General features: G+C 66.7%; 21 protein-coding genes. 14 read left to right on the plus strand and 7 right to left on the minus strand.

Features of this window, described 5'->3' with window-relative positions:
• Nucleotides 1-30: 30 nt before the first annotated feature.
• Nucleotides 31-1,674 (plus strand): DUF4185 domain-containing protein, encoded by a 1,644-nt coding sequence (locus tag AB0F41_RS18680; protein ID WP_357425353.1) that lies wholly within the window; start codon nt 31-33, stop codon nt 1,672-1,674.
• 35 nt (nt 1,675-1,709) lie between these two features.
• On the opposite strand, the gene AB0F41_RS18685 is transcribed toward AB0F41_RS18680, so the two are convergent.
• From AB0F41_RS18685 to AB0F41_RS18705, 5 genes are all read right to left on the minus strand, one after another.
• A complete protein-coding gene (locus AB0F41_RS18685) occupies nt 1,710-2,573 on the minus strand; it encodes a biotin-dependent carboxyltransferase family protein (RefSeq protein ID WP_357425355.1) in 864 nt (287 codons plus the stop codon).
• The gene (locus AB0F41_RS18690; RefSeq protein ID WP_357425356.1) at nt 2,570-3,259 is read right to left on the minus strand and encodes a carboxyltransferase domain-containing protein; all 690 of its coding nucleotides are present in this window, start codon (nt 3,257-3,259) and stop codon (nt 2,570-2,572) included. The genes AB0F41_RS18685 and AB0F41_RS18690 overlap by 4 nt, the downstream gene beginning before the upstream one ends.
• 23 nt (nt 3,260-3,282) lie before the next feature.
• Nucleotides 3,283-4,038 carry a 5-oxoprolinase subunit PxpA gene (locus tag AB0F41_RS18695; protein ID WP_357425358.1) on the minus strand — a complete coding sequence of 252 codons (756 nt, stop codon included), beginning with the start codon at nt 4,036-4,038 and terminating at the stop codon, nt 3,283-3,285.
• Nucleotides 4,039-4,213: 175 nt separating this feature from the next.
• The gene (locus AB0F41_RS18700) at nt 4,214-5,572 is read right to left on the minus strand and encodes a hypothetical protein (protein ID WP_357425468.1); all 1,359 of its coding nucleotides are present in this window, start codon (nt 5,570-5,572) and stop codon (nt 4,214-4,216) included.
• Between the two features lie 127 nt (nt 5,573-5,699).
• The gene (locus AB0F41_RS18705) at nt 5,700-6,203 is read right to left on the minus strand and encodes an NUDIX domain-containing protein (protein ID WP_357425360.1); all 504 of its coding nucleotides are present in this window, start codon (nt 6,201-6,203) and stop codon (nt 5,700-5,702) included.
• Between the two features lie 199 nt (nt 6,204-6,402).
• Between AB0F41_RS18705 and AB0F41_RS18710 the strand changes: the two genes are divergently transcribed.
• The 3 genes from AB0F41_RS18710 to AB0F41_RS18720 all read left to right on the plus strand — a co-directional run bounded on the left by AB0F41_RS18710 (nt 6,403) and on the right by AB0F41_RS18720 (nt 9,839).
• Nucleotides 6,403-7,182, plus strand: a complete 780-nt coding sequence (locus AB0F41_RS18710) for a pirin family protein (RefSeq protein ID WP_357425362.1) — start codon at nt 6,403-6,405, stop codon at nt 7,180-7,182.
• 78 nt (nt 7,183-7,260) lie between these two features.
• The gene (locus tag AB0F41_RS18715; RefSeq protein ID WP_357425364.1) at nt 7,261-7,758 is read left to right on the plus strand and encodes a DUF4190 domain-containing protein; all 498 of its coding nucleotides are present in this window, start codon (nt 7,261-7,263) and stop codon (nt 7,756-7,758) included.
• A gap of 59 nt (nt 7,759-7,817) precedes the next feature.
• The gene (locus AB0F41_RS18720) at nt 7,818-9,839 is read left to right on the plus strand and encodes a M13-type metalloendopeptidase (RefSeq protein ID WP_357425366.1); all 2,022 of its coding nucleotides are present in this window, start codon (nt 7,818-7,820) and stop codon (nt 9,837-9,839) included.
• A 73-nt stretch (nt 9,840-9,912) separates the two neighbouring features.
• On the opposite strand, the gene AB0F41_RS18725 is transcribed toward AB0F41_RS18720, so the two are convergent.
• Nucleotides 9,913-10,806: a L,D-transpeptidase gene (locus AB0F41_RS18725; protein ID WP_357425368.1), complete on the minus strand. Its 894-nt coding sequence runs from the start codon at nt 10,804-10,806 to the stop codon at nt 9,913-9,915.
• Between the two features lie 668 nt (nt 10,807-11,474).
• Between AB0F41_RS18725 and AB0F41_RS18730 the strand changes: the two genes are divergently transcribed.
• The gene (locus tag AB0F41_RS18730) at nt 11,475-12,086 is read left to right on the plus strand and encodes a hypothetical protein (RefSeq protein ID WP_357425470.1); all 612 of its coding nucleotides are present in this window, start codon (nt 11,475-11,477) and stop codon (nt 12,084-12,086) included.
• Nucleotides 12,087-12,171: 85 nt separating this feature from the next.
• Here the strand turns inward: AB0F41_RS18730 and AB0F41_RS18735 are convergent, their stop codons facing one another.
• Nucleotides 12,172-12,864 (minus strand): serine protease, encoded by a 693-nt coding sequence (locus tag AB0F41_RS18735; protein ID WP_357425370.1) that lies wholly within the window; start codon nt 12,862-12,864, stop codon nt 12,172-12,174.
• A 610-nt stretch (nt 12,865-13,474) separates the two neighbouring features.
• On the opposite strand from AB0F41_RS18735, the gene AB0F41_RS18740 reads away from it, so the two are divergent.
• From AB0F41_RS18740 to AB0F41_RS18780, 9 genes are all read left to right on the plus strand, one after another.
• Nucleotides 13,475-14,293, plus strand: coding sequence for an ABC transporter permease (locus AB0F41_RS18740; RefSeq protein ID WP_357425372.1), 819 nt, complete (start codon nt 13,475-13,477; stop codon nt 14,291-14,293).
• A gap of 4 nt (nt 14,294-14,297) precedes the next feature.
• Nucleotides 14,298-15,161, plus strand: a complete 864-nt coding sequence (locus AB0F41_RS18745; protein WP_357425374.1) for an ABC transporter permease — start codon at nt 14,298-14,300, stop codon at nt 15,159-15,161.
• A gap of 3 nt (nt 15,162-15,164) precedes the next feature.
• The gene (locus AB0F41_RS18750) at nt 15,165-16,709 is read left to right on the plus strand and encodes an MCE family protein (RefSeq protein ID WP_357425376.1); all 1,545 of its coding nucleotides are present in this window, start codon (nt 15,165-15,167) and stop codon (nt 16,707-16,709) included.
• Nucleotides 16,706-17,737, plus strand: coding sequence for an MCE family protein (locus AB0F41_RS18755; RefSeq protein WP_357425378.1), 1,032 nt, complete (start codon nt 16,706-16,708; stop codon nt 17,735-17,737). Before AB0F41_RS18750 ends, AB0F41_RS18755 begins: the two co-directional genes overlap by 4 nt.
• The gene (locus tag AB0F41_RS18760) at nt 17,734-18,729 is read left to right on the plus strand and encodes an MCE family protein (protein WP_357425380.1); all 996 of its coding nucleotides are present in this window, start codon (nt 17,734-17,736) and stop codon (nt 18,727-18,729) included. The genes AB0F41_RS18755 and AB0F41_RS18760 overlap by 4 nt, the downstream gene beginning before the upstream one ends.
• Nucleotides 18,726-19,826, plus strand: a complete 1,101-nt coding sequence (locus tag AB0F41_RS18765; protein WP_357425382.1) for an MCE family protein — start codon at nt 18,726-18,728, stop codon at nt 19,824-19,826. The genes AB0F41_RS18760 and AB0F41_RS18765 overlap by 4 nt, the downstream gene beginning before the upstream one ends.
• Nucleotides 19,823-20,917: an MCE family protein gene (locus tag AB0F41_RS18770; RefSeq protein ID WP_357425384.1), complete on the plus strand. Its 1,095-nt coding sequence runs from the start codon at nt 19,823-19,825 to the stop codon at nt 20,915-20,917. The genes AB0F41_RS18765 and AB0F41_RS18770 overlap by 4 nt, the downstream gene beginning before the upstream one ends.
• Nucleotides 20,917-22,077: an MlaD family protein gene (locus AB0F41_RS18775; protein WP_357425386.1), complete on the plus strand. Its 1,161-nt coding sequence runs from the start codon at nt 20,917-20,919 to the stop codon at nt 22,075-22,077. Before AB0F41_RS18770 ends, AB0F41_RS18775 begins: the two co-directional genes overlap by 1 nt.
• 185 nt (nt 22,078-22,262) lie before the next feature.
• Nucleotides 22,263-23,210: a hypothetical protein gene (locus AB0F41_RS18780; protein WP_357425388.1), complete on the plus strand. Its 948-nt coding sequence runs from the start codon at nt 22,263-22,265 to the stop codon at nt 23,208-23,210.
• Nucleotides 23,211-23,212: the final 2 nt, after the last annotated feature.

Raw genomic sequence — 23,212 nt, forward strand, 5'->3', positions numbered from 1 at the left:
CAATACGGCTCGACAGAACGGTGAACTGCTGTGATCGCTGTGGCGCAGGAGTTCCGGCCGCGCCGGTGCGGACTCACATTTCTCGGTCTGGTGCTGGTGGGCTGGCTCACTGTTCCGGTGTCCGCGTATTCCGCGCCGTTTCCCTGGGCGCCGCCCCCGGTCAACGGTTGCGGTGAGGTCGGGCTCGATCCGCTTGCTCGTGAGCCCGATCCGTCGGCTCCACCCCCGCCCGCGGTGCAGCTCCCGCCACAGATCGACATCCCGGTACCGGTTCCGCAGTTCACACCGGTGCCGATCCCCGACCCGCCGCAGGACACCACGCGGATCACGCCCGAACCGCTGCCCGCCGATCCGTGCCGGAATCCGTGCCCGGATATCCGTGACACCCCGAAACCGGCAGCGCCCGAGGAAGGCGCGACCGATCCGTCTCCGCAGGCACCGGACCCGGCCGGCCCGGACAGCGGTTCCGCCTCCGGAAGCGGTCCCGGCAGTGCGACCGGATCCGGTACCGGCTCGGGTTCCCCGGATCCGTTGCAAATACCGAAGATCCAGATCAAACCGGAAATCGAACCCATTCCGATCCCGATCCCCGGTGGGCCCGGCGACGAACCGCAACCCGCCCCGCCGCCGGCCGCTCCCCCGGCCGAACCGGGTCCGGCGGCGGCGCCCGTGCCGATACCGGCAGTGGAATCGGTGCGGCTCGTCGAACAGCTCACCGGGCCCGGATCACCGAACCGGACCGATATGCGCTGGCAGGTCGACGGCACGGATCTGGGTCTGATGTGGGAGACGAAGCCCGGGCAGATCGCTGTCGCCTTCGGCGATACCTTCGGCGCGGGCTGGCGTCCCGGCGGGATGGGCGGCGCCGACCAGGACTGGCGCAGCAATGTACTGGGCTACAGCACCGACCGTGACTTGTCCGACGGGCTGACGCTGGACGGCATGGTGCAGGACAGCCGCTGCCACGCCGCCGAGTTGCTGGGCAGCCGCAAGATCAAGAACTGGGAGACGACCACCATCCCGACCTCCGGTTTCGCCGTCGGAGACCGGCAGTATCTGTCCTATATGTCGGTGAACCGCTGGAGCCGTATCCCCGGGATGTGGTGGACCAATTACGGCGGCCTCGCCTACTCCGACGACAACGGTGCCACCTGGGTGAAAGATCAGCATGCGCGCTGGGAGAACCTGTTCGGGCTGGGCCGGTTCCAGGTCGCGGCCATGGTGCCCCACGGCGACCACGTGTACATGTTCGGCACCCCCAACGGCCGGATCGGGATGCTCGGTCTGGCCCGGGTGCCCGCCGATGAGGTGCTGAACAGGTCCGCGTACCAGTACTGGGTGAACGGTAACTGGATGCCGGCCGCGGAGTTCCAGGCGACTCCCCTGGTCCCGGGCGCCGCCAGCGAGGTATCGGTGCGCGTCGACCCGGAGACCGGCAGCTGGCAGATGGTCTATCTGGATGTGGTGCGCGGTGAGATCGTGCTGCGTACCGCCGACGAACCGCAGGGCGTGTGGACCGAGCCGGTGCGACTGCTGTCGACGACCGACTATCCCATGGCCTACGGCGGGTTCATCCATCCGTGGTCGACCGCGCGGGATCTGTATTTCACCGTTTCGTCGTGGACGCCCTACAACGTCTTCCTCATGCACGCGCGGGTGAACCCACCCGCATAACCGGGCCGCGGGGCGAACACGTGCGGACGGCGGTGTCAGCGGGTCGGCGCGATACGGCGGAATTTCAGCCGCTGCCCGGGTCGCGCCTGGGCCATCCGATCGATATCGGCGTCCGCGACCACCGCGATCACCGGATAGCCGCCGGTGACCGGGTGATCGGCCAGGAACACGACCGGTTGCCCGCTCGGCGGGACCTGAATCGATCCGAGGGCCATGCCCTCGGTGGCGAGTTCGGCGGACGAGATCCGGCGCAACGGTGGTCCGTCCGCCCGGTCGAGGCGGGCGCCGACCCGGTCGGTATCGCTGCCGACCGCCCAGCTACCGGCGAACAGGGCTCCGGGGTCGGCGAACCAGTCGTCCCGGGGGCCGGGGAGGGCGCGGATATCGAGTATCTCGGGTGGATCGGCCCGGGGCGCCTGGTCGGCGGCCGGCCAATCGCGCGGTTGTGGACCGGTGTGGATGAATCCGCCTTCGCGCAGCGGCGGCGGGCCGATCCCGGACAGGGTGTCGTAGCTGCGAGAGCCCAGGACCGGTGCGACGTCGACTCCCCCGCGCACCCCGATGTAGCTGCGCAGGCCGGTCGTGGTGAACCCCAGCCGCAGCCGCTGCCCGGGTTCGAGTACCAGCAGGCTCGCGTGCCCCACCGGCGTGTTGTCCACAGTGGCGGGTGCGGGCGCCCCGGTCACCGCGACCACCGCCGTATCCCGCGCCCGCAGCACCAGGCCGCCGAGCAGGACTTCGATACCGGCGAATCCCTCCGGATTGCCGACCAGCCGGTTCGCCAGCCGCAGGGCACCGCGATCGGCGGCACCGGCCGGCCCGACCCCGGAGTGGAACCAACCTGGCCGGCCCAGATCCTGCACTGTGGCCACCGGGCCCACCTTCTCGATCACGATCATCGGACGGTCTCCGCGTCCACGAAACGAACCCGCGTGCCGGCCCGGATCAGGGCGGGCGGATCGCGTTCGGTATCCCACATGGTCAGATCGGTGCGGCCGATGAGTTGCCAGCCGCCGGGTGTCTCCCGCGGGTACACCGCCGAATAGCCGCCCGCCAGCGCGACGGCCCCGGCCGCTATCCGGGTCCGGGCGCTCGCGCGTCGCGCGACGTTCAGCCGGGTGTCCGGTGCTGCCAGATAACCGAATCCGGGCGCGAATCCCACGAAGGCGCAATGCCAGGTAGTGCCCGTATGCGCCGCGATCACCTCATCGGGCGTCAGGGTGAGTTGCCGGGCGACGTCGTCGAGATCGGGTCCGTCGTAATGGACCGGTATCCGCACCGGTTCGGACGATTCATCCGATGTTCCACGGGAAACATCGTCCGGATCGGCGGTATCCGCCGCGGCCACCAATCGCTCCAGGACCGGCCGCAGCCGGCGCGCCGCCGATTCCGAATCCAGCGTGACCAGAACGGTTTCCGCCGCGGGCAGCGCGTCGACCATATCCGCGGGAGTCTGTCCGGCCAGCCGCTCGACCAGATATCCGACCCGGTCCGGATCCTCCGGCGTCAGCAGGAAGGCCCGGTCTCCGGCGGCCCGCACCGGCACCCGTCGCCCCATATCGGGGATCTCCGTTTCGCGCGACAATCACCTCACCCCGTTCCGGCCGCTCAGGTGAAGGAGGCTACCGCGATTCCCGCGTCGCCGAGCGCGGCACGGATGCGGCGGGCCATCTCGACGGCGGCCGGAGTATCGCCGTGTACGCAGATGCTGTCCGGCGATACCGTCACCGTGGCGTCGCCGCCCGCGATCCGGGCGGACCCGGTCTCCGCCAGCGTCACCGCCTGCGCGACGGCGTGATCGGTATCGAGGACCGCGCCCGGGGTGCCGCGCGGTGCCAATCCGCCCGCCGCGGTGTAGGCGCGGTCGGCGAACCCCTCGCCGACGAACCTGATCCCGGCGAGGGTCGCCGATTCCTCCAGCTGGGTACCGGCAGGTCCGAGCAGGGCGAGCGCGGAGTCGTATTCGCGTATCGCGGCGACCACGGCGTCGGCGAGTCCGGCGTCGGCCGCGGCGGCGTGGTACAGCGCTCCGTGCGGTTTCACATACCGGACCCGGTCGCCGGCCGCCCGGGCGAAACCGTCCAGAGCGCCCAGCTGGTACAGGGTTTCGTCACGCAGTTCCGCCGGCGCGACCGCCATCGCCCGCCGGCCGAATCCGGCCAGATCCCGGTATCCGATATGCGCCCCGATCCGCACGCCCTTCTGCACCGCGAGCGCGCAGGTGCGCCGCATGATCGTGGGATCCCCGGCATGGAATCCGCAGGCGATGTTCGCACTGGTGACGATGTCGAGCATGGACGCGTCCTCGCCCATGGTCCATGCCCCGAACCCTTCACCGAGGTCACTGTTGAGGTCGAGCCCCATTGCCACTCCTCCTTCGCGCCTGCCCCCCATTGTTCCCCGATCCGGTCACGCGGCGGGTACGCCTGCCCTGAGCCGGACCGCGGTAAGGAGTTCGCTACCCGGGACCACCGGGTTCGGCACGAAGCCCGTTTTCATTCCATCGGTCGTCGGTCGTGCCCGGGCCCGGTGCGCCGGGTCATCTCGCGCGGTTCCGCACGCGGCGACCGTTGACGAGCAGGGCGACGATCCCCACCCCGTAGCAGCCCGCACCCGCCAGCACCACGGTCACCGAACGCCCGTCGGTCGGGACCATCAGCGCCGTGGCCGCGACCGCGAGGACGAACGCGATATTGAACACCGTGTCCTGCAGGGCGAATACCTGGCCGCGGCGGTCGTCGGCGATATCGATCTGCATGGCGGCGTCACCGGTGAGTTTGATCGTCTGCCCGGCCAGGCCGAGCAGGAACGCGCCGGCGAGCAGTAGCTGGTGGGCGCGCTGCGGGCCGGTGGGATCGGCGAGGGCGGTCGGCAGCACCAGCGTGAGCTGCACGACGATCGCGCAGCTCAGGCCGAGCAAGATCGTGCGGGGCCGGCCCAGCCGGGGAATGAGCAGGGGCGCGAGCAGGGCGGCCAGCAACATACCGGCGGCGGTCGCGGTGATCGCGACCCCGAAGCCGATGAGACCACTGTCGACGGCCGTGTGGCCGGACGGCGATTCACGCAGCACCAGCACCATGATCAGGGTGTCGGCGCCGAAGACCACCCGGTGGGCGCCGATACCGATCATCGCGGCGGAGACGTCCGCCGAATGCCGGACCGCCCGCGCGCCCACGATCAATCCGGTGAGTACCGCGCGGACCGCGCCCACCGAGGCGCCCGGATCCGATTCGGGCCCGAGCGCGCGGGACCGGAATCCGGCCGCCAGCCACACCCCGGCCGCCGAACCCGACGCGCTCACCGCCACCGCCACCGCGGATCCGGTGTCCCCCGCGCCGACCGCGCCGATCACCGCGACCGCCGCCGCGGCCCCGGCGGCCGCGCAGGCCGATCCGATGGTCGCCAGCAGCGAGTTGGCGGGGATCAGCCGCCGCTGGGTGAGAACCAGGGGCAGCGCCGCCGAGACCCCGGCCGCGGTGAACCTGCTGATTCCCACGACGGCCAATGCGAGCAACAGCAACGGCCCGGCCCCGGCTCCGGCCAGCAGGCCCAGGGCCACCGCGCCGATCAGCAGCATCCGCAGGATATTGGCGATCAGCAGCACCAGGCGCCGATCCCACCGGTCCAGCAGGGCCCCCGCGTAGGGTCCGATCACCGAATACGGCAGGAGCAGTACCGCGAATCCCGCGGCGACGGCCAGCGGGTCGGTCTCGCGTTCGGGGTTGAACAGGATCGCGCCGGACAGCGCCGCCTGGAACATCCCGTCGCCGAACTGCCCGGTGAACCGCAACAGCGTGAGGCGAACGGCGCCGGGGCTCTCGCGGACCGCAGCGCGGAGCGCTTTCCACTGCCCAGCGCGGAGCGCTTTCCACTGCCCAGCGCGGAGCGTCTTCCTCACCTTTTCGCTCGGGTCCGGGGAGGTCGCGCCGGGCCGGTGCCCGCGCTGCGAGTCGTCGCGTGCGCCCGTGCCGGGTGTCCGGTCCGTGGCGGCGGGTTCGGGCGCGGAGCTGGACACCGCCGCGACGCTACCGGCCTCGGGACCCGGGGGGTATTCCGGCCGTACCGGGCTCTCGTTCGGCGATGAGCAGATCGACCGCCTCGCGCATATCGGGGGCCATCGGCAGCGCACCGAGCGAATCGGCGTCTATCCAGGTGTAATCGTCGTGCTCATCCGGATCGAGAGTTATCTCGCCGGGCTCGGCCTCGGCGAGGAAACTGAATTTCCGCACCCGGGCCTTGGTGCGGGTCGCGTAGTCGAACCAGCCCAGGAAATCGGTGATACACCGCGCCACCAGCCCCGTTTCCTCGAACAGTTCGCGTACCGCGCCTTCGAGCAGCGACTCCCCCGATTCCACCCCGCCACCCGGGAGTTCATACATTCCGCCCAGGTAGTCGCCCGGTACCCGGCGTACCACCAGGAGTTTTCCGTTCCGGAAGACCGCGACGCCCACCACCAGGTCGGTGATGCCGTCGCGGTCGGCACCGGCGCGCAGCCGCTGTTCGATTCGCGCGAGAGCTTCGGGCCGCATCTTTCACCTCCCCGGTTGGTAATTCCATTTTCCGCGAACTTCTGCCGTGCCGCCGTTTCGGCCGCGGGTGCTCACCATCCGTTCACTTCGAGGTCGCTCGCGTAAAATGCCGGGGGCGGACAATCGACGAGGTCGGGGTATCGCCGCGGTACTTCCCGCGAGAAAGGTAATTGTGCCCGAGCCGGAAGGGAGGCGTGCGATGTCCTCGCAGCCGACGCCGCATATCGAAGTCCATCGCGCGGGTGATCGTCTCAAAACGCGGATAGCCTGGCTCGATTCCAAGCATTCGTTCTCCTTCGGTTCGCACTACGACCCCGAGAACACCCATCACGGGCTGCTGCTGGTGAACAACGACGATATCGTGTTGCCCGGCCAGGGCTTCGAAACACATCCGCATCGCGATATGGAGATCGTGACCTGGGTCCTCGAGGGATCGCTGGTACACCAGGATTCGCTGGGCCACAGCGGCGTCATCTATCCGGGTCTCGCGCAGCGGATGAGCGCCGGTACCGGTATCCGCCATTCGGAGAAGAACGACTCGTGGCGTGTCGATCCGGGCCGGGCCGAGCATGAGGAACCGGTGCATTTCGTGCAGATGTGGGTGGTCCCCGACGAACCCGGTATCGACCCCGGCTATCAGCAACTCGAGATCGACGATCAGCTGGCCGCCGGTGGCATGGTGACGGTGGCGTCCGGGCTGCCCCGGTACCGCGACCGTGCCGCGATCGCGATCAACAGCAGCCATTCCGCGCTGCATGTGGCGAAGCTGGCGCCGGAGGGTGAGTCCTCGACGCAGTTGCCGGAGGCGCCGTACCTGCATATCTTCGTCGCCCGCGGTGCGGTCGAGATGGAGGGCGTGGGCCTGCTCGATGTGGGTGACGCGGTGCGCCTGACCTTTTCCGGTGGGCAGCGCCTCACCGCGCGCGAACCCGCCGAAGTACTGATCTGGGAGATGCACGCCCGGCTCGGCGTGGGATAGTCGTCCGAATAGTCCGGGTAGGTCGACCCGGTGGCGTCGAACCTCGACAATGGTGTGCGGACATCTGAGGAGGAACGTATGTCGTACCAACCGCCCGGCGGCTATCCGCCGCCGGAGCCCTACCCCGGCCAGGGCCCGGGGCCGGGGCCGGGGCCCGGAGGACAGCCGCAATACTGGCAGGAGTCGCCGAAGCGCAAGGGGATGGCGATCGCCGCCCTGGTTCTCGGCATCCTCGCCGTCCTGACTTTCTGGACCATCGTCGGCGGCATCCTGTTCGGGCTGATCGCGGTGATTCTCGGCGTGATCGCGATGGTGAAGTCGAGCCGCGGCACCGGCGGCGGCGGGGTCATGGCGGTGATCGGGCTGATCCTCGGGATCCTGGGGATCATCGGCGTGATCGTGGTCGCCGTGGTCGGCTGGGGTATCTGGCAGGATTCCGGCGGCCAGGACTTCGTCGACTGTGTGAGCAAGGCCGGGGGCGACCAGTCCGCGATCTCGCAATGCGAAGACGAGTTCAACCAGCGATTCGAGGACCAGTACGGGGTGACGATCGCACCGCCGCAGCCCACCAACTGACCGGACGGGCCGGGCGTAGGTAGCGCCCGCACGAGGGCGGCACCGGCATACTGGGTTGTGTGACTTCCGACGTGACCAGCCCCTCCGGTATCGATCTGACCCACCTCGACCCGGCCGTCCGAGTGCAGGACGACCTGTTCACGCATGTCAACGGCGCTTGGCTGGCCGGGTACGAGATTCCGGCCGACCGGGCGGTGGACGGCGCCTTCCGGACGCTCTACGACCGGGCCGAGCTGGATGTGCAGGAGATCATCCGCACCGCCACCGGCGAGCCCGGTACCGATGCCCGCAAGATCGCCGACCTCTACGCCTCGTTCATGGACACCGAGGCGATCGAGAGCGCGGGCCTGTCCCCCGTCGCCGACGAACTGGCGGCCCTGGCCCGGATCACCGATCGCGGTGAGTTCGCCGCGCTGCTGGGCCGGCTGCAACGAACCGGGGTCTCCGGTGCGGTCGCGGTGTATGTGGATACCGACGACAAGAACTCCCAGCGGTACCTGGTGCACGCGACCCAGTCCGGTATCGGGCTGCCCGACGAATCCTATTACCGCTCTGATGAGTACGCCCAGGTCCGGCAGAGCTATATCGCCCATATCGACCGGATGTTCGCGCTGGCCGCCGCCGATCCGCACGTCGCCGGCCTGCTGGGCGGGGACTCGGCCGGATCCGGGGACTCGGTGGGAGCCCGGGTGTTCGAAGTCGAACGTAAGCTCGCCGCGGGGCACTGGGATGTGGTGCGCCGCCGCGACGCCGAACTGAGCTACAACCTCACCACCTTCGCCGAACTCGCCGAGCGGCACCCGGAATTCGACTGGGCGGCCTGGGTCGGCGGTCTGGCCGAAGGTGTTTCGGCATCCGGTCCGGAGCTGCTCGCGGAACTGGTTGTCCGGCAGCCCGATTACCTGCGTACTTTCGCCGAGGTGTGGGAGTCCGAGCCGCTGGAGGAATGGCTGCTGTGGGCGCGGTGGCGGGTGCTGCGGGCCCGGGCCGCCTACCTCACCGACGCATTGGTCGAGGAGAGCTTCGACTTCTACGGACGGACGCTCACCGGCGCCGAGGAGAACCGGGAACGCTGGAAGCGCGGGGTCTCGCTGGTCCAGGACCTGCTGGGCGAGGCCGTGGGCAAACTGTATGTCGCCGAGCACTTTCCGCCCGAGGCCAAGGCCGCGATGGTGCGGCTGGTGGAGAACCTGCGCGAGGCGTATCGCCGCAATATCTCCGAACTGGAGTGGATGAGCCCCGAGACCCGCCGGGCGGCCCTGGCGAAACTGGAGAAGTTCAGTCCCAAGATCGGCTATCCGGACCGCTGGCGCGACTACTCCGCGGTTTCGGTGGACCCGGGCGACCCGGTGGGCAACTACCGGCGTGGCTTCGCCGCCGAGCACGACCGCGACCTGAACAAACTGGGTGGACCGGTGGACCGGGACGAGTGGTTCATGACCCCGCAGACGGTCAACGCCTATTACAACCCGGGCATGAACGAGATCGTCTTCCCGGCCGCGATCCTGCAGCCGCCTTTCTTCGATCTGCAGGCCGACGATGCCGCCAACTACGGCGGGATCGGTGCGGTGATCGGCCACGAGATCGGCCACGGCTTCGACGACCAGGGCGCCAAATACGACGGTGACGGCAATATGGTCGACTGGTGGAGTGATGCCGACCGCACGGAGTTCGGTAAACGCAGCCGCGCCCTGATCGACCAGTACGACCGGCTCTCCCCCGCCGATCTCCCCGACGAGCACACCGTGAACGGGGAGTTCACCATCGGCGAGAACATCGGCGATCTCGGCGGCCTGTCGATCGCCGTACAGGCCTACAAGATCTCCTTGGACGGGCAGCAGCCCCCCGTGATCGACGGCCTCACCGGCCTGCAGCGGGTGTTCTTCGGCTGGGCGCAGGTCTGGCGCAGCAAGGTACGCCCCGAGGAGGCCGTGCGCCGGCTGGCGGTGGACCCGCATTCGCCGCCGGAATTCCGGTGCAACGCGGTGGTCCGCAATATCGACGCCTTCCACGAGGCCTTCGAACTCACCCCCGAAGACGCCCTCTACCTGGCCCCGGGCGAGCGGGTCCGGATCTGGTGAGACCACCGCGCCGATAGACAGCAGTGGCCCGCCCGGAATTCCGGGCGGGCCACGATCTGCCGGCTACAGACCGTCAGGCGTCATTCCAATCGCCCAGGCCGTCGCTGCTGTTCATGGTGCCGCCGCTGGTGTTCTGCACGATCACCGCGTCACCCTTCTTGACGTTCTCGTAGAACCACTTGCCGTCCTCGGTGCTCACGTTCAGGCAGCCGTGGCTGGTGTTCTCCACACCCTGCGAGGCCACCGACCACGGGGCGGCGTGTACGAAGATGCCGCTGTTGGAGATGCGGGTGGCGTACTCGACGTCGAGTTTGTAGCCCTCGGGGTCGTCGATCGGGACACCGTAGGTGGAGGAGTCCATCACCATTTCGCGGCGCTGCTCGCCGACGATGTAGGTGCCGTTGGGGGTCTCGTGGTCGGTTTTGCCCATCGAGGTGGGCATGGTGCGCTCGACCTCGCCGTTGCGCGTGATGGTGATGGTTTTGGTGGCGTCATCGGCGGTGGCGATCACCGCGTCGCCCACATGGAAGGCGCTGCGGCTGCCGCCGGCTTCCACCACGACATCGGTCTGGCCGGGCCAGAATTCGTTGGGGCGCCAGCGCACCTGCTGGTCGCTGCGCCAGTAGAAGTGCCCGGGGACCTCGGTCGACGGGGTGATCTTGATGGCCCGCTCGGCGGCGGCCCGGTCCTGCACCGGTTCCTTGAAGTTGATGATGATCGGCTGAGCGATGCCGACCTCTTCCCCTTCGGAGGGGTTGATCGCCGGGGGCGCGAAGTTCGCCTGCGGCGGCCCGGGCTCGGTGACGCCCGCCGCCGAGCCCGAAGGCAGATTCGGCAGCGCGTAGGCGGGCGCGGTGGCCACCGTCGTGGCAGTGGCGAGCGCGGCCGTCAACAGGACACCCTGCCGGAGCCGGCGCGCAGCCCGGCTTCTGGTCGACAGCGACCCGGTGTTCTCGGTGACATGCATAGAGTGTTCGTCCGTCCATTTCGACTCTGGAGCGTGCGGGGCCTGTGGGCCACCGGACGTCCTTCGGAGCACCCCGGCGAGTGTTCGCGGAGTTTGGTGGAGCACCTCCACGCGCGTGGACTCCCAGAACCGTCGAAAAGGTCGTGCGAGCACCGCCGGTAGTGGAGTTGTGGAGCGGTCCCGACGGGCGATGGTGCGTCGCGCTGATAGTGCCCGAACCACACTGGTGCGCCTCCGCTCCGGTTTCCTTCCTACTGCCTTGACGTCTTCGTGACCAATGCCCATTGTCGTTACATAGCTGTTATGCATCAACGGTGGTCGTAGTCACCCTTTACGGCCGGAGCTACCGGTCGGGCCGGGGGATATGCCCCCACCCGGGCATTTCCGGCCCCCCGACCGCCTGTCGGAGTGGAAACGAAATGATCACGGTCAAACCTCTCGATGAGATATCTCACCGGATTTCGGTCGCGTCCCGGGCAGCGCCGACCGGCCCGCGCCCCGCCGCACGTGCGCGGACTCACCGAGTCGACGGTCGCGCCGCGATCGTGTATTCATGGCGTGTTGTGCCAAGCAAGGCTGTGATGAGGTCCGGATTCGACGCGGGAGCAGGGTTCGGCGACACAGCGGGAGGACTGTGCGTGTCTGGATGGACTTCGTCCCGAGTGACGATGGCGATTGCCGGATTGGCGGCCGCGGCCGCGCTGGCGGTCGCGGGTTGTAGTTCCACGATCGAGGGTCGTGCGCAACCGATGAGTGAGACCGGGACCGTGGACGCGGTGGATGTGACCGGACCGGGTTCGGGTACCGCCACCTCCACGCCCGAATCGACCGCGCCGACCACCACCCCCACCGAGGAGGGTGGCTCGGTGAGCTTCGATGCCGAGGTGGGTGACTGCGTCACGCTGGCCGGGACCACCACCGACGCCGAGATCGAAGCGGCGTCCTGTGGGAGCAACGAGTCGAACTACAAGGTGATCGGCAAGGCCGAGCAGAGTGCGCAATGCGTCGGCGACGCCGACAACTACTACGCCGAGAGCCGCAACGGGATCGAGATGGGCGCGTTGTGCCTCGATATCGACTGGGTCATCGGCGGCTGTATGGATGTGGGCACGGGCACTACCGGCCCGGAGCGTATCGACTGCACCGCCACCTCGGCGGTGGACGGAGTCAAGGTGGTCGCCATCGAGGAGAACGCCGACGATGTGAGCGCCTGCGGTGCCGGTAGCAGCGGCTATGTCTACACCGAGCGGCGCTTCGTGGTGTGCGTCGACGAACTGTGACGACGCGCCCGTAGCGCCCGTCAAGGGGCCGACACGAAAAAGAGCGGGCACGTTGCCCGCTCTTTTTCGTAGGTGACTACCGCCGTCAGACCGGCCGGAAGCCCGATCCGACGCTGTTGCGGTTGTCGATATCGCCCATGATGGTCGACATATTCGTACCCACCTCCGGGCCGAAGCAGGCGATCGCCAGATAGGCGTTCACCATGCCGACCAGGGTGGAGCCGACGACCACGGGTGCCCCGGAGTCGCCTTCCATCACGCACATCTGCGACCAGGTCTCCATACTGCTGGCGAAAACGTCGCCGTAGGCGATACCGCAGGTGTTGCCGGTGGTACGGCCTTCCTTGCAGACGATCATCGGGAACTGCGCCGGCCCGCCGAGGCCGGTGATGCTGAGGTTGCCGACCCGGTTGACCGGGGTGACCCGGCCCGGATCGAATTCCAGGATCGCGTAGTCCAGCTCCTGGTTGGAATGCACGAACCGGCCGAGCGGGCCGGCTCCCGGGTCCTGTTCGGAATACACCTCGTGCCCAGGGGTTCCGCAGTGGCCGGCGGTGAGCCCGACCAGTCTGCCGGCGCCGTCGTGGCCGATCGTGGTCAGTGTGCACTGAATCGCCATATCGGACATTTGGCCCGGCTCAGAGGAAATGATGAGCCCCGACCCCCCACCGAGTACAGGCCGCCCGGGATCGGCGGCCACCGTCCCGGTTCCGAGCAACGCCGAACTCAGCGCGACGGCGAAGACGGCACCGGCCGCCTGGGCGAGTTTCCTGAACATATCCCTCCAGACCTCGAAGCCCGCACGATATCAACGTGTGGCACCTCATCGTGGCAGCAACCGTCACGATGCGCGCCCCGAGTCACCATTACCCACTGGTTCGCTTGTGCCACAGCGGGGTTCGGCTCATCGGTCGTGCCTTCGGCCGGGCGGTTCCCGCACGCGGTGGATTCCGCGCGAAGTCCGGCCAAGATACCTTCGGAAGAATAGCTTAACGCTATTAATCGTCCCGGATTTCGGGTCGCGGGTCGAGTAACAGTCGAATCTCCGTGCCGCGGCGAATGGGTAATTTTTAGGAATACTCTCCGTTATTTAAGTGAACCGTGATTCTTGTCGCTTTCGCGCAGCGAGAACGGTTTATCCCCCGCTCAGCTGTAGGTTCTTCCAAAATCGCCGGAGACATGTTGGGATACACACCAAGGCGTCTCGGATAACTCGATGGTCACGGCGCGCGGTGGCGAACGTCTATGACCGCACTCACGCGTCTATGGTGTGTTCCGCACTACTACGTAGTAAGGTGCCTCAAGCAAACCAGCCGTCGGGGTAGGTAACCGACGTCGAGAGGGGTTAGTCAGTGCAGTCGACCAAGAGTCCACCAACAGGTTCTCGGTTGAGCGGAGCGGTCGAGTGGACGCGGGACTACTGGCGCGACCACCCCAGACGTTCAGTGGAGACGCTCGGCCGACAGATGACCATGGCGGTCGAAGCGGTTACCGAACTCGTGGTCAGTATTTTCCGCGGCCGATTCCCGGTGAACGAGTTCATCCGGCAGTGCGCGTTCATGGCCAACGTGGCCGCCGCGCCGACTCTGCTGGTGGCGATCCCGATCGGTGTCATCGTATCCATCCAGGTCGGTGCGGTTGCTCAGCAGGTCGGCGCCACATCGTTCATCGGCGCGGCCAACGGCCTCGGCATCATCCAGCAGGGCGCGCCACTGGTCACCGTGCTGATGATCGCGGGTGCGGTCGGTTCCGCGATCTGCGCCGATCTCGGCTCCCGGACCATTCGCGAGGAAATCGACGCGATGAAGGTCATGGGCGTCGATCCGCTGCGCCGGCTCGTGGCGCCCCGGCTCGGGGCGGCAATGCTGGTCAGCGTGCTGCTCTGCGGATTCGTGGTATTCGTCGGATTTCTGACCGGCTACATTTTCAATATTTTCGCCCAGGGTGGCACGCCGGGTTCCTATATCTCGACCTTCGCGTCGTTTGCGGTAACGCTCGATCTGTTTGTCGCGCTGTTGAAATCGCTGTTGTTCGGTCTGCTCGCGGCAATCATCGCCTGCGATACCGGATTGAATACCCGCGGTGGTCCGGGCGGTGTCGCCAACTCGGTGAATACCGCCGTTGTCATGTCCGCGGTGATGTTGTTCGGAGCTAATGTGATCTTCACCCAGGTGTACAACACTTTGTTCCCCCCACAGGTGGTGTGAACCGGTGTCCGCAACCTATGTGCCCCCGCTGCTCAAACCTCTGCAGCAACTGCGAAATGCGGCCGGCGCACCGGTCGAACTACTGGCCCGGCTCGGGCATCAGGTGTTCTTCTTTCTGCGCTCGGTCGGCTCGATGCCGTTGGCGTTCAAGCAGTACCCCAAAGAGGTCTGGCGGCTGCTCTCCGATGTCACCTGGGGGAACGGCAATCTCATCGTCGGTGGTGGCACCATCGGCGTTGTTCTCATCCTGAGTGCTTTCGGTGGGATCACCGTGGGCATCCAGGGCCATACTTCGCTCGACCTGCTCGGATTGAGTCCGATCACCGGTGCCATCTCGGCCTTCGCGACCACGCGTGAGCTCGGGCCGCTGCTCGCCGCCCTTGCTTTCGCCGCCCAATCGGGCTGCCGGTTTACCGCCCAGCTCGGCGCGATGCGCATCTCCGAGGAGATCGACGCGCTGGAATCGGTGGCGATCCGCCCGCTGCCCTATCTGGTGAGCACCCGGATGATCGCCGCGATGATCACCATCCTGCCGCTGTACTGCCTCGGCCTGGCGATGGCCTACATCTCCTGCTCGCTGACCGTGCAGCTGATCGGCGGTACCGCCAGCGGTACCTACCAGCACTACTTCTATCAGTTCCTGATTCCGACGGATGTGCTGTATTCGCTGCTCAAAGCGATCGTCTTCGTCGCCATCACCACGTTCATCCAGTGCTACTACGGCTTCTTCGCCTCCGGTGGCCCCGAGGGCGTGGGTGTCGCGGCCGGCCGCGCGATCAAGATGTGCATCATCATCGTCGTTTTCGCGGACCTCTTCATGACCTTGGCCATCTGGGGCGTCAACCCCGGAATCCGGATCTCGGGGTAGGCAATGATCATCGATCCGAGTGGGCGCGGGCCCACGATGAAGCAGTTGCTCATCGCGGGCACCTGCGGCCTTGTCGTCTTCGCAGTGATACTCGGCTTTCTGATGGCCAGGTATCAGGGCTATTTCGTCGAGAAGGTGAAGGTCACCGCGAATCTCACCACCACCGGCGACGGTCTGCCCGAACAGGCCGATGTGAAATTCCGCGGTGTCCTCGTGGGCGCGGTGAAGGACGTGTCGGTGGCCGCCCAGGGCGAGCTGCAGGAGGTGAACATCGAGCTGAAGCCCGAGTTCGCCGACGGCATCCCGGCCACGGTCACCGCCCGGGTGGTGCCGAGCAACCTGTTCGCCGTCACCTCGGTCGAGCTGGTGTACAACGGGCCCAGCCAGGATCACCTCGACGAGGGCTCGGAGATCGAGGAGGACCGCAGCCAGGGCACCATCGCGCTGCAGGACACCCTGACCACGGTGCAGAACATCCTCGACGCCATCGACCCGATCCAGTTCGGACGGGTGCTGGGCACACTGTCCTACGCGCTGGACGGCAGCGGCCGGGTACCGGGGTCGACCGTCGAGCGGCTCGACAACTGGCTCACCTCGGTGGACCAGTCGATCCCCGACCTCGGTGTCTTCCTCGACGATATGTCGGGCTCGGTGCACGCGCTCAACGAGTCGGCGCCGGAACTGATGGACGTACTGGCCACCTCGGTGCAGACCGCGAGCACGATCGCCGATCGGCGTCAGCAGCTGGTCGATCTGATCAGCGGCGCCAGCGGCACGGTGGATCAGGTGAACGACTTGTTCGCCCGTAATCCCAACCTCGGCAAAGAGCTGACCGTGGGGATGAACCAGACCTTCGGCGCACTGGCCTCCAACCCGGCGTCGATCACCAATGCGATCAGCAATCTGAACACCTCGGCGCGCAAGCTGAGCACGGTGTTCACCTGGGGTCCGCAGCGGCAGATGGTCTGGAACGCCGGTGTCAGCTTCACCCCGTTCAACCCCAATACCGTGGCGGACTGCCCGCGCTACGGTGAGCTGGCCGGCCCGAGCTGCGCTACCGCGCCCGCCGTGGCCGACCCCGGTTACCTGCCCGAGCAGATGCAGCCGCGCCGGCTGTCGGGTGCCGACGGTCTGCCGCCGGTACCGCCGATCCCGGGTCTGCCGCAGATCCCGGGCATCACCACGGAGACCGGTGCTCCCGCGCCGGCCCAGCCGCCGGCCGGTAACAACCCGTTCGCCGGAACGCCGCTGGAAGGTCTCTTCCCGCAGGGGCTTCCGCAACTGCCGGGTCTGCCCGGAGCACCGGCGCCCGCGCCGGCCGCGCAGCCCGGTGAACAGCCGCAGAACCCGCCGGCCGACCCGGGTGCCCCCGCGCCGGCGGCGGACAGTGGGAACGGTGCCGCTCCGGCGGCCCGGCCGATCACCTACGAGGGCGACGCGGCGGTGGAGACACTGCTCGGCCGCAAGCCGTCGTCCGTGGAGTACCTGATGTTGAGTTCCATCATGGAAGGCGGAACCCTGCGAGTGACCGAGGAGGCCGCCGCGTGAAGGGGGTACGCAAACCGCTGATCGGGTTCGGCCTGTTCGCGATCGTTTCGGTGCTGGTCACCGTCCTGGTCTGGAATACGCTGGCCCGTACGGTCGACGGCGGGACGAAGACCTATTCCGCGGTGTTCACCGATGTGCTCGGCCTGCGCGAGGGCGACGATGTCCGGATGGCGGGCGTCCGCGTCGGCAAGGTCGAGAAGATCGAGATCACCGACGACCACAACGCCAAGATCAGCTTCATCGTCCAGGACGATCAGACGCTCTTCGGCAATACCAAGGCGCTGGTCCGGTACCAGAACCTGATCGGTCAGCGCTATGTGGCGCTGGCCCCCGGTTCCGGCGGGGATTCCTCGCAGCTGCCGGCGGACGCGACCATCCCCGTCGACCGCACCGAGCCGTCGTTCGATATCTCGGCGCTGCTCAACGGGTTCCAGCCGCTGTTCGAGGTGCTCGAACCCGAACAGGTGAACCGGCTCTCCGAGACCTTCATCCTCGCGCTGCAGGGTGACCGGGTTTCGCTGAGCTCGTTCATCACTCAGGCGGCGACCATGGCGACCGATTTCCAGCGCCGGGACGCCATCCTCAGCGATGTGATCACCAACCTCAGTGGTGTGATGGCCGGCCTGGCCAAACGAGGGGACGAATTGGAGACGCTGATTACCCAGACCAGGGCGTTGATCGGCGGCCTGTACGAACAGGGGCAGTCGCTGCTCGGTTCGACCGAGCAGATCGCCGACGCCACCACCGCACTCGTCGGAATGGTCGGCAATATCCAGCCGAAGCTGGAGGCGGTGCAGAATTCGACACGTGACGCTTTGACGCTGTTCCTGGCGAACGGCGCGAAACTGGATCAGGCCGCCATCGACCTACCCGCAATCCTCGCCGACGCGGGACGATTCACCTCCGAAGGCGCATACGCGAACGCGTACATCTGCCGGCTGGATGTCTCGCTCTACGGTGTCCTGTTCCCCCGCGGACTGTTCTCGCAGATCGGCGGCAATTCCCAATCGGCGGTGTGCCGGCCATGACCAAATTCAAAACCTGGTTCAACAACAATCGTTATTTCGGCCTCGGCATCATCGGGGTCATCGTGGTGGCCATCCTGGTGCTGGCCTCGAGCGGATTCCGCACCCTCGGTATCGGCGAACAGTCGATCAAGGCCGAGTTCGTGCAGTCCGCGGGTATCTCGATCGGCGATAAGGTCGATGTGGCCGGTGTGCCGGTCGGCCGGGTCTCGGGAGCCGAACTCGAGGGTGACCATGTTCTGCTGACTCTGCAGGTCAAAAATGATGTGAAGCTCGGGCCGGACGCCCGGGCGTCCATCAAGATGGCGACCCTGCTCGGTGCCCGCTTCGTCGATCTGGATCCCGGCGACGGCTCCGGCCTGCCCGACGATCGGATCCCGAAGACCAACACCGCAGTTCCCTACGATCTCGCCGATGTGATCGACAAGGGCACGCCGGAATTCCAGGATCTGGATCCGGGCAAGCTCTCGGAATCGCTGAACCTGTTCAATGAGCAGCTGCAGGGCTCCCCGGAGCTGGTGGTGCAGTCGCTGGACAGTATCGGTGCGCTCGCGAAGGTGATCGACAGCCGCAAGGGCGATGTGGAGCAGCTGCTCAAGGACCTCGACCGGGTGACCACCATCCTGGCCGACAACCGCAACAGCGCGCTGCTGATCATCACCCAGGGTGAGGCCATCGCCTCGCGGGTGGTGGAACGCCAGCAGTTGCTGCGGACCCTGCTCGACAACACCGCTACGCTGACCGCCCAGTTGCAGGCGATCGGCGCGCAGAACAACAACCAGTTCGGCAATACCCTCGACCAGCTCAACACCATGGCCGCGGGTCTGCAGAAGAACAAGGACAACCTGGACCGGCTGCTTTCCATCATGCCGCCGTCGGTGCGCTACCTGGCCAACGCCTGGGGTAACGGCAACTACGCCGAGGTCGGTATCCCGTGGCTTTTCCCGGACAACTGGTTGTGCTTCGCCCAAGTCGCCGAGGGGTGCCAGGGATGAATCCGAAGAAGATCGGTCTCGCGAAGAAAGCGGCCAAGGCGCTCGTGGTCGGCGCGTCGGCGCTGGCGATCGGCAGTTGCTCGACGGTGAGCAACGTGATCGGCGGCGATATGAAGATCACCGCCGATTTCGAGAACATCGCCGGCATGTACGAGGGCAACCCGATCACCGTGCTCGGGCTCCAGGTGGGCAAGGTCGACAAGATCGTGCCGCACGGGGATCTGATCGAGGTCCATATGACCATCGACGGTGACGTGGAGATCCCGAAGAGCGCGATGGCCGTGGTGGTGTCGCCGTCGATCGTGACCGACCGCCATATCGAGATGACCCCGCGTTACGTCGAGGGCGATATGCTCGAAAACGGCGATCACCTGCCGCTGGAGCGCACCGATGTCCCGGTGGAACTGGACACGATGCTCAAGACCATCGACAAGTTCGCCGACGCGCTCAAACCGCAGGAGGGTCAGGAGGGTGTCGGGCCGCTGTCGGGCCGTGTGCTCTACCCGATGCTCAACGGCCAGGGTGAGAAGATGCGCGACACCCTCAACGCGCTCTCCAGCGCGCTGAAGGTCGGCGTCGACAACAAGGACGCCATCTCCAACATCATCATCAAGCTCAACGAGCTCACCACGATGCTGGCCGAGAACGACCAATCGGTGCGCGATTTCAGCAATTACGCCACCCAGATGACCACCATGCTGGCCGAGCAGGCGCCCGGTCTGCAGGGCACACTCCAGCAGCTGTACGACTTCCTGAACAACACCAGTTCCATCTTCGCCGCCCACCAGGACCAGCTGGTGGACACGCTGACCCGGATGAACACGGTGATCGATCAGCTGCGGCAGAACTCGCGTGGCGTGACCGAGGTCGTCGATGTGGCGCCGATGCTGCTGCAGAACATCCACCGGTCGATGAACTACGAGCAGGGCTATGTCCGGCTGCACGCGCTGATCGGTACCAACCTCGCGGGTGGCGAGATCGTCAGCCTCTTCTGCGAACGGATACAGATGAAGTCCGACGGCTGCCGTACCGGCCGGCCCGAAGATTTCGGACCCGACTTCGGACTCACCGCCGCACTGCTGGGACTGACGAAATGATGCGAACGATCCGACGGGCCCGCCGCACCGTCGCCGCGCTGGCGGCGGCCGGGACCGTGCTGCTGGCATCCGGTTGCGGTCTGAACGTGGAGGACATCCCGCTGCCGAAACCCGGCACCGGCGGTGAGACCTTCACACTGCAGGCGGTATTCGAGAACGCGCTGAACCTGCCCGACCAGGCCAAGGTGAAGGTCGGCGGTTCCGATGTCGGTGTGGTCACCAATATCGAGACCAAGAACTTCCAGGCCATCGTCGATATGGAGATCCGCAAGGATATCGAGCTGCCGGTCGGCACCACCGCGGAACTACGGCAGGCGACCCCGCTCGGCGATGTCTTCGTGGCAGTCTCCAAACCGCCCGCCGAACAGGGGACCCAACTCCTCGAGAGCGGCGATACGCTGCCCATCGAGCAGACTTCCGCCGGTGCCACGGTGGAAGAGCTGCTGCTGTCGGTATCGCTGATGTTCAACGGCGGCGGTATCGCCCATCTGACCCGGCTGGGCACGGAACTGGATTCGATCGTCGGCGGCCGTAGCGATCAGGTGGTGCACCTGGTCAACGAGATCACCGGCGTGGTGTCCAGCATCAACGCCAACTCGGCCAGGATCGACAGTGTGCTCGGTGAGTTCAGTACGCTCGCGGGCACTCTCGACAGCCGCCGGGCCGAACTCGGCCAGGTCGCCGATACGCTCCCGGATATGATCGGCGCGGTCGCCGAGAACAACCGGGCGCTGGGCGATCTGCTCGGCAAAATCGCCACCACGAGCAACGCGCTCGGCGATTTCGCCAAGACCACCGGCGGCGATCTGGCCGGCACCCTCGACAATCTGAACAACCTGATGGCGGCGCTGGCGGCCACCGGCGACAACTTCGGTGCGCTGATGGATGTCCTGCACGAACTGCGGGATCCGGTGGACGCCACCTTCCGCGGCAGCAGCCTGGCAGCCCAGGTCAATGTCACCAACCTCGATATCGCCATGCTCACCGCGCCCGGGACCAGCCATTTCTACGATGTGCGTGATCTCCAGGACTTCGCGGGCAGCCTCATCCAGATCCTCCAGGTCGTGCAGTACCGGGTGGGAGGCCAGTGATGTTCAAACACAAGATCCTGCTGTCCAATATCGGCCTGGTCCTGGCGTTACTGATCGGCGGAACCTATCTGCTGGTCAACGTCATGCGGGTGAATCCGCTGCGCAGCACCTACACGGTCGTGGTGAATCTGGACCGCTCCGGCGGTCTGCAACCCGGCAACGATGTGACGCTGCGCGGGTACCGGGTGGGCGAGGTCAGTTCACTCGAGCTGGTCGGCGACGGCGCGGGCATCCAGGCCGAGGCCGAGATCGATTCGCGCTACGACATTCCGGTGGACACCAAGGTCGCCGTGCAGGCGCTTTCCGGTGCGGGTGAGCAGTACATCGACTTCCGGCCCGCCGCCGATCAGGGTCCGTTCCTGACCGACGGCTCGGAGATCACCTTCGATCCGGAGCGGGTGAGCACCCCGGTGCCGGTGTCATCGGTGCTGGAGAACTCCAGCGATCTCATCGCCCAGGTGAATCCGGAGCATTTCGCGGTGATCCTGAACGAGCTCGATACCGCGCTCAGCGGTGGGCCCGACCAGCTGCGTTCGCTGATCGAAGGCGTCAGCCTGGTCTCCGCGGGCCTGGAGTCGCTGCTGCCGCAGACCACGAATCTGATCGCCAACCTGCGGACCATCGCGTCGACCACCTCCCAGGCCCAGCCGGACCTGGGTACGCTGACGGCGAATTCGCAGATACTGTTCGACCAGTTCAACAAGGCGAATGCCGAGCTGATCAATGTCCTGGATCAGGCGCCGGGTCAGTTCGCCAGCGTGACCGCGACACTGGACACCACCAGTGATCCGATCACCGCGCTGACCAACAATTTCGTCGCGGTCACCCGGGCGGCCCAGTTGCGCACGCCCGCGCTGGCCGCGCTGTTCCCCGCGCTCGAACAGGGCGGCGCGGCGCTCGGGGTCCCGGCCCACGACAACGAGTTCCACACCATTCTGGATATCTGGTTCCGGCCCTTCTGCCAGTACCAGTCCACTCCGGTGAAGACGCAGGTGGTCCAGGACGGCACCCTGCCGATGTGGAACTACTGCGATAACCCGCCGCCGGGGCAGCAGATCCGTGGTTCGGTCAACGCGCCGCGGCCCAATATCCCGGACAACGGGGCGTCACTCCCGCCGGGGGTCGACCCGAACGAACGTACGCTGCCGCCTGTGCGGTAGAAGAGACCGGTCGTCCGGCGCCGGGTGCGACGGTGCATACTCTCGCAGAGATGCCCGCCACACCCGGCGGTCGTTTTCCGACCGGTAGATTACGGCGCGTCTCCAGCCGCGCCGGGAAGGTGTGATCAGTACAGATGTCCACAGAAAAACCCGTCTCCGACCCCTTGGAGCCGGAAGGCACTGGTGTGCCAGCGGACGCCGCGGCTGAGCACACCGACTCCGGTAGCGAGACTGCGGAGAAGGCGCCGACCGGCGGTGATACCGCGAAGTCCGAGTCCACGGATTCCGCGGATACCACCGAGAAGATCGAGAAGCCCGCGGACCCCGATGCCACGGTGCAGGCCGATTCCGACGCCACCGTGCAATCCGGCTCCGAGGCCACGGAGAAGGTCGGCACCGACGCCAGCGTGAAATCCGACCCCGACGCGACCGAGAAGGTCGACACCGATGCGACCGAGAAGGTCGACAAGGCCGCCGCGCCGAAATCGGACGAGGGGGACGACGCCAGCGTCTCGCTCGGAAAGTCCGGCACCGCCGAAAAGGATGCCGCCGCCGTCACGGCATCGGAGTCCGGCGACGCGGAAAAGTCCGGGTCCGACGCCAAGGACGAGAAATCCGAGGCAGGAGCGGCCCGCCGGTTCCCGCTGCCCGCACTGGCCGGGTTCGCGGTGCTGCTGGTCGCGGCCGTGGTCGCGGTCGGGGTGTTCTTCTTCCTGGCCGGCGACCGTCAGGAGGAATTGGACCACCGCGCCGCGGCCACCAAGGCCGCCTGCGATTTCGGAAACAGTTTCGCCACCTACAGTGGCGACAAGGCCGACGACTACATTTCCCGGCTGGACCAGGGAGCCACCGGTGAATGGAAGAAACTGGTCTCCGAGATCGGCCCCGAATTGAAAACGCGATTCGCCCAGACCCAGGTCAATTCCACCGCCGCCGACGTGCAGTGCGGTTACGAAAGCGGTGCGGACGACAACGCTCGCGTGGTGCTGGTGATCGACCAGCAGTTCACCACCGCCGGCGCCCAGCCACAGCAGCAGCCGGGCCGGGTCAAGGTCGCCGCGAACGTCGATATGCAGAAGATCGACGGCACCTGGCTGGTGGCCAATTTCGATACCCCGATGATGCAGCAGTAACC

The organism is Nocardia sp. NPDC024068, from assembly GCF_040638875.1.
Classification (GTDB): Bacteria; Actinomycetota; Actinomycetes; order Mycobacteriales; family Mycobacteriaceae; genus Nocardia.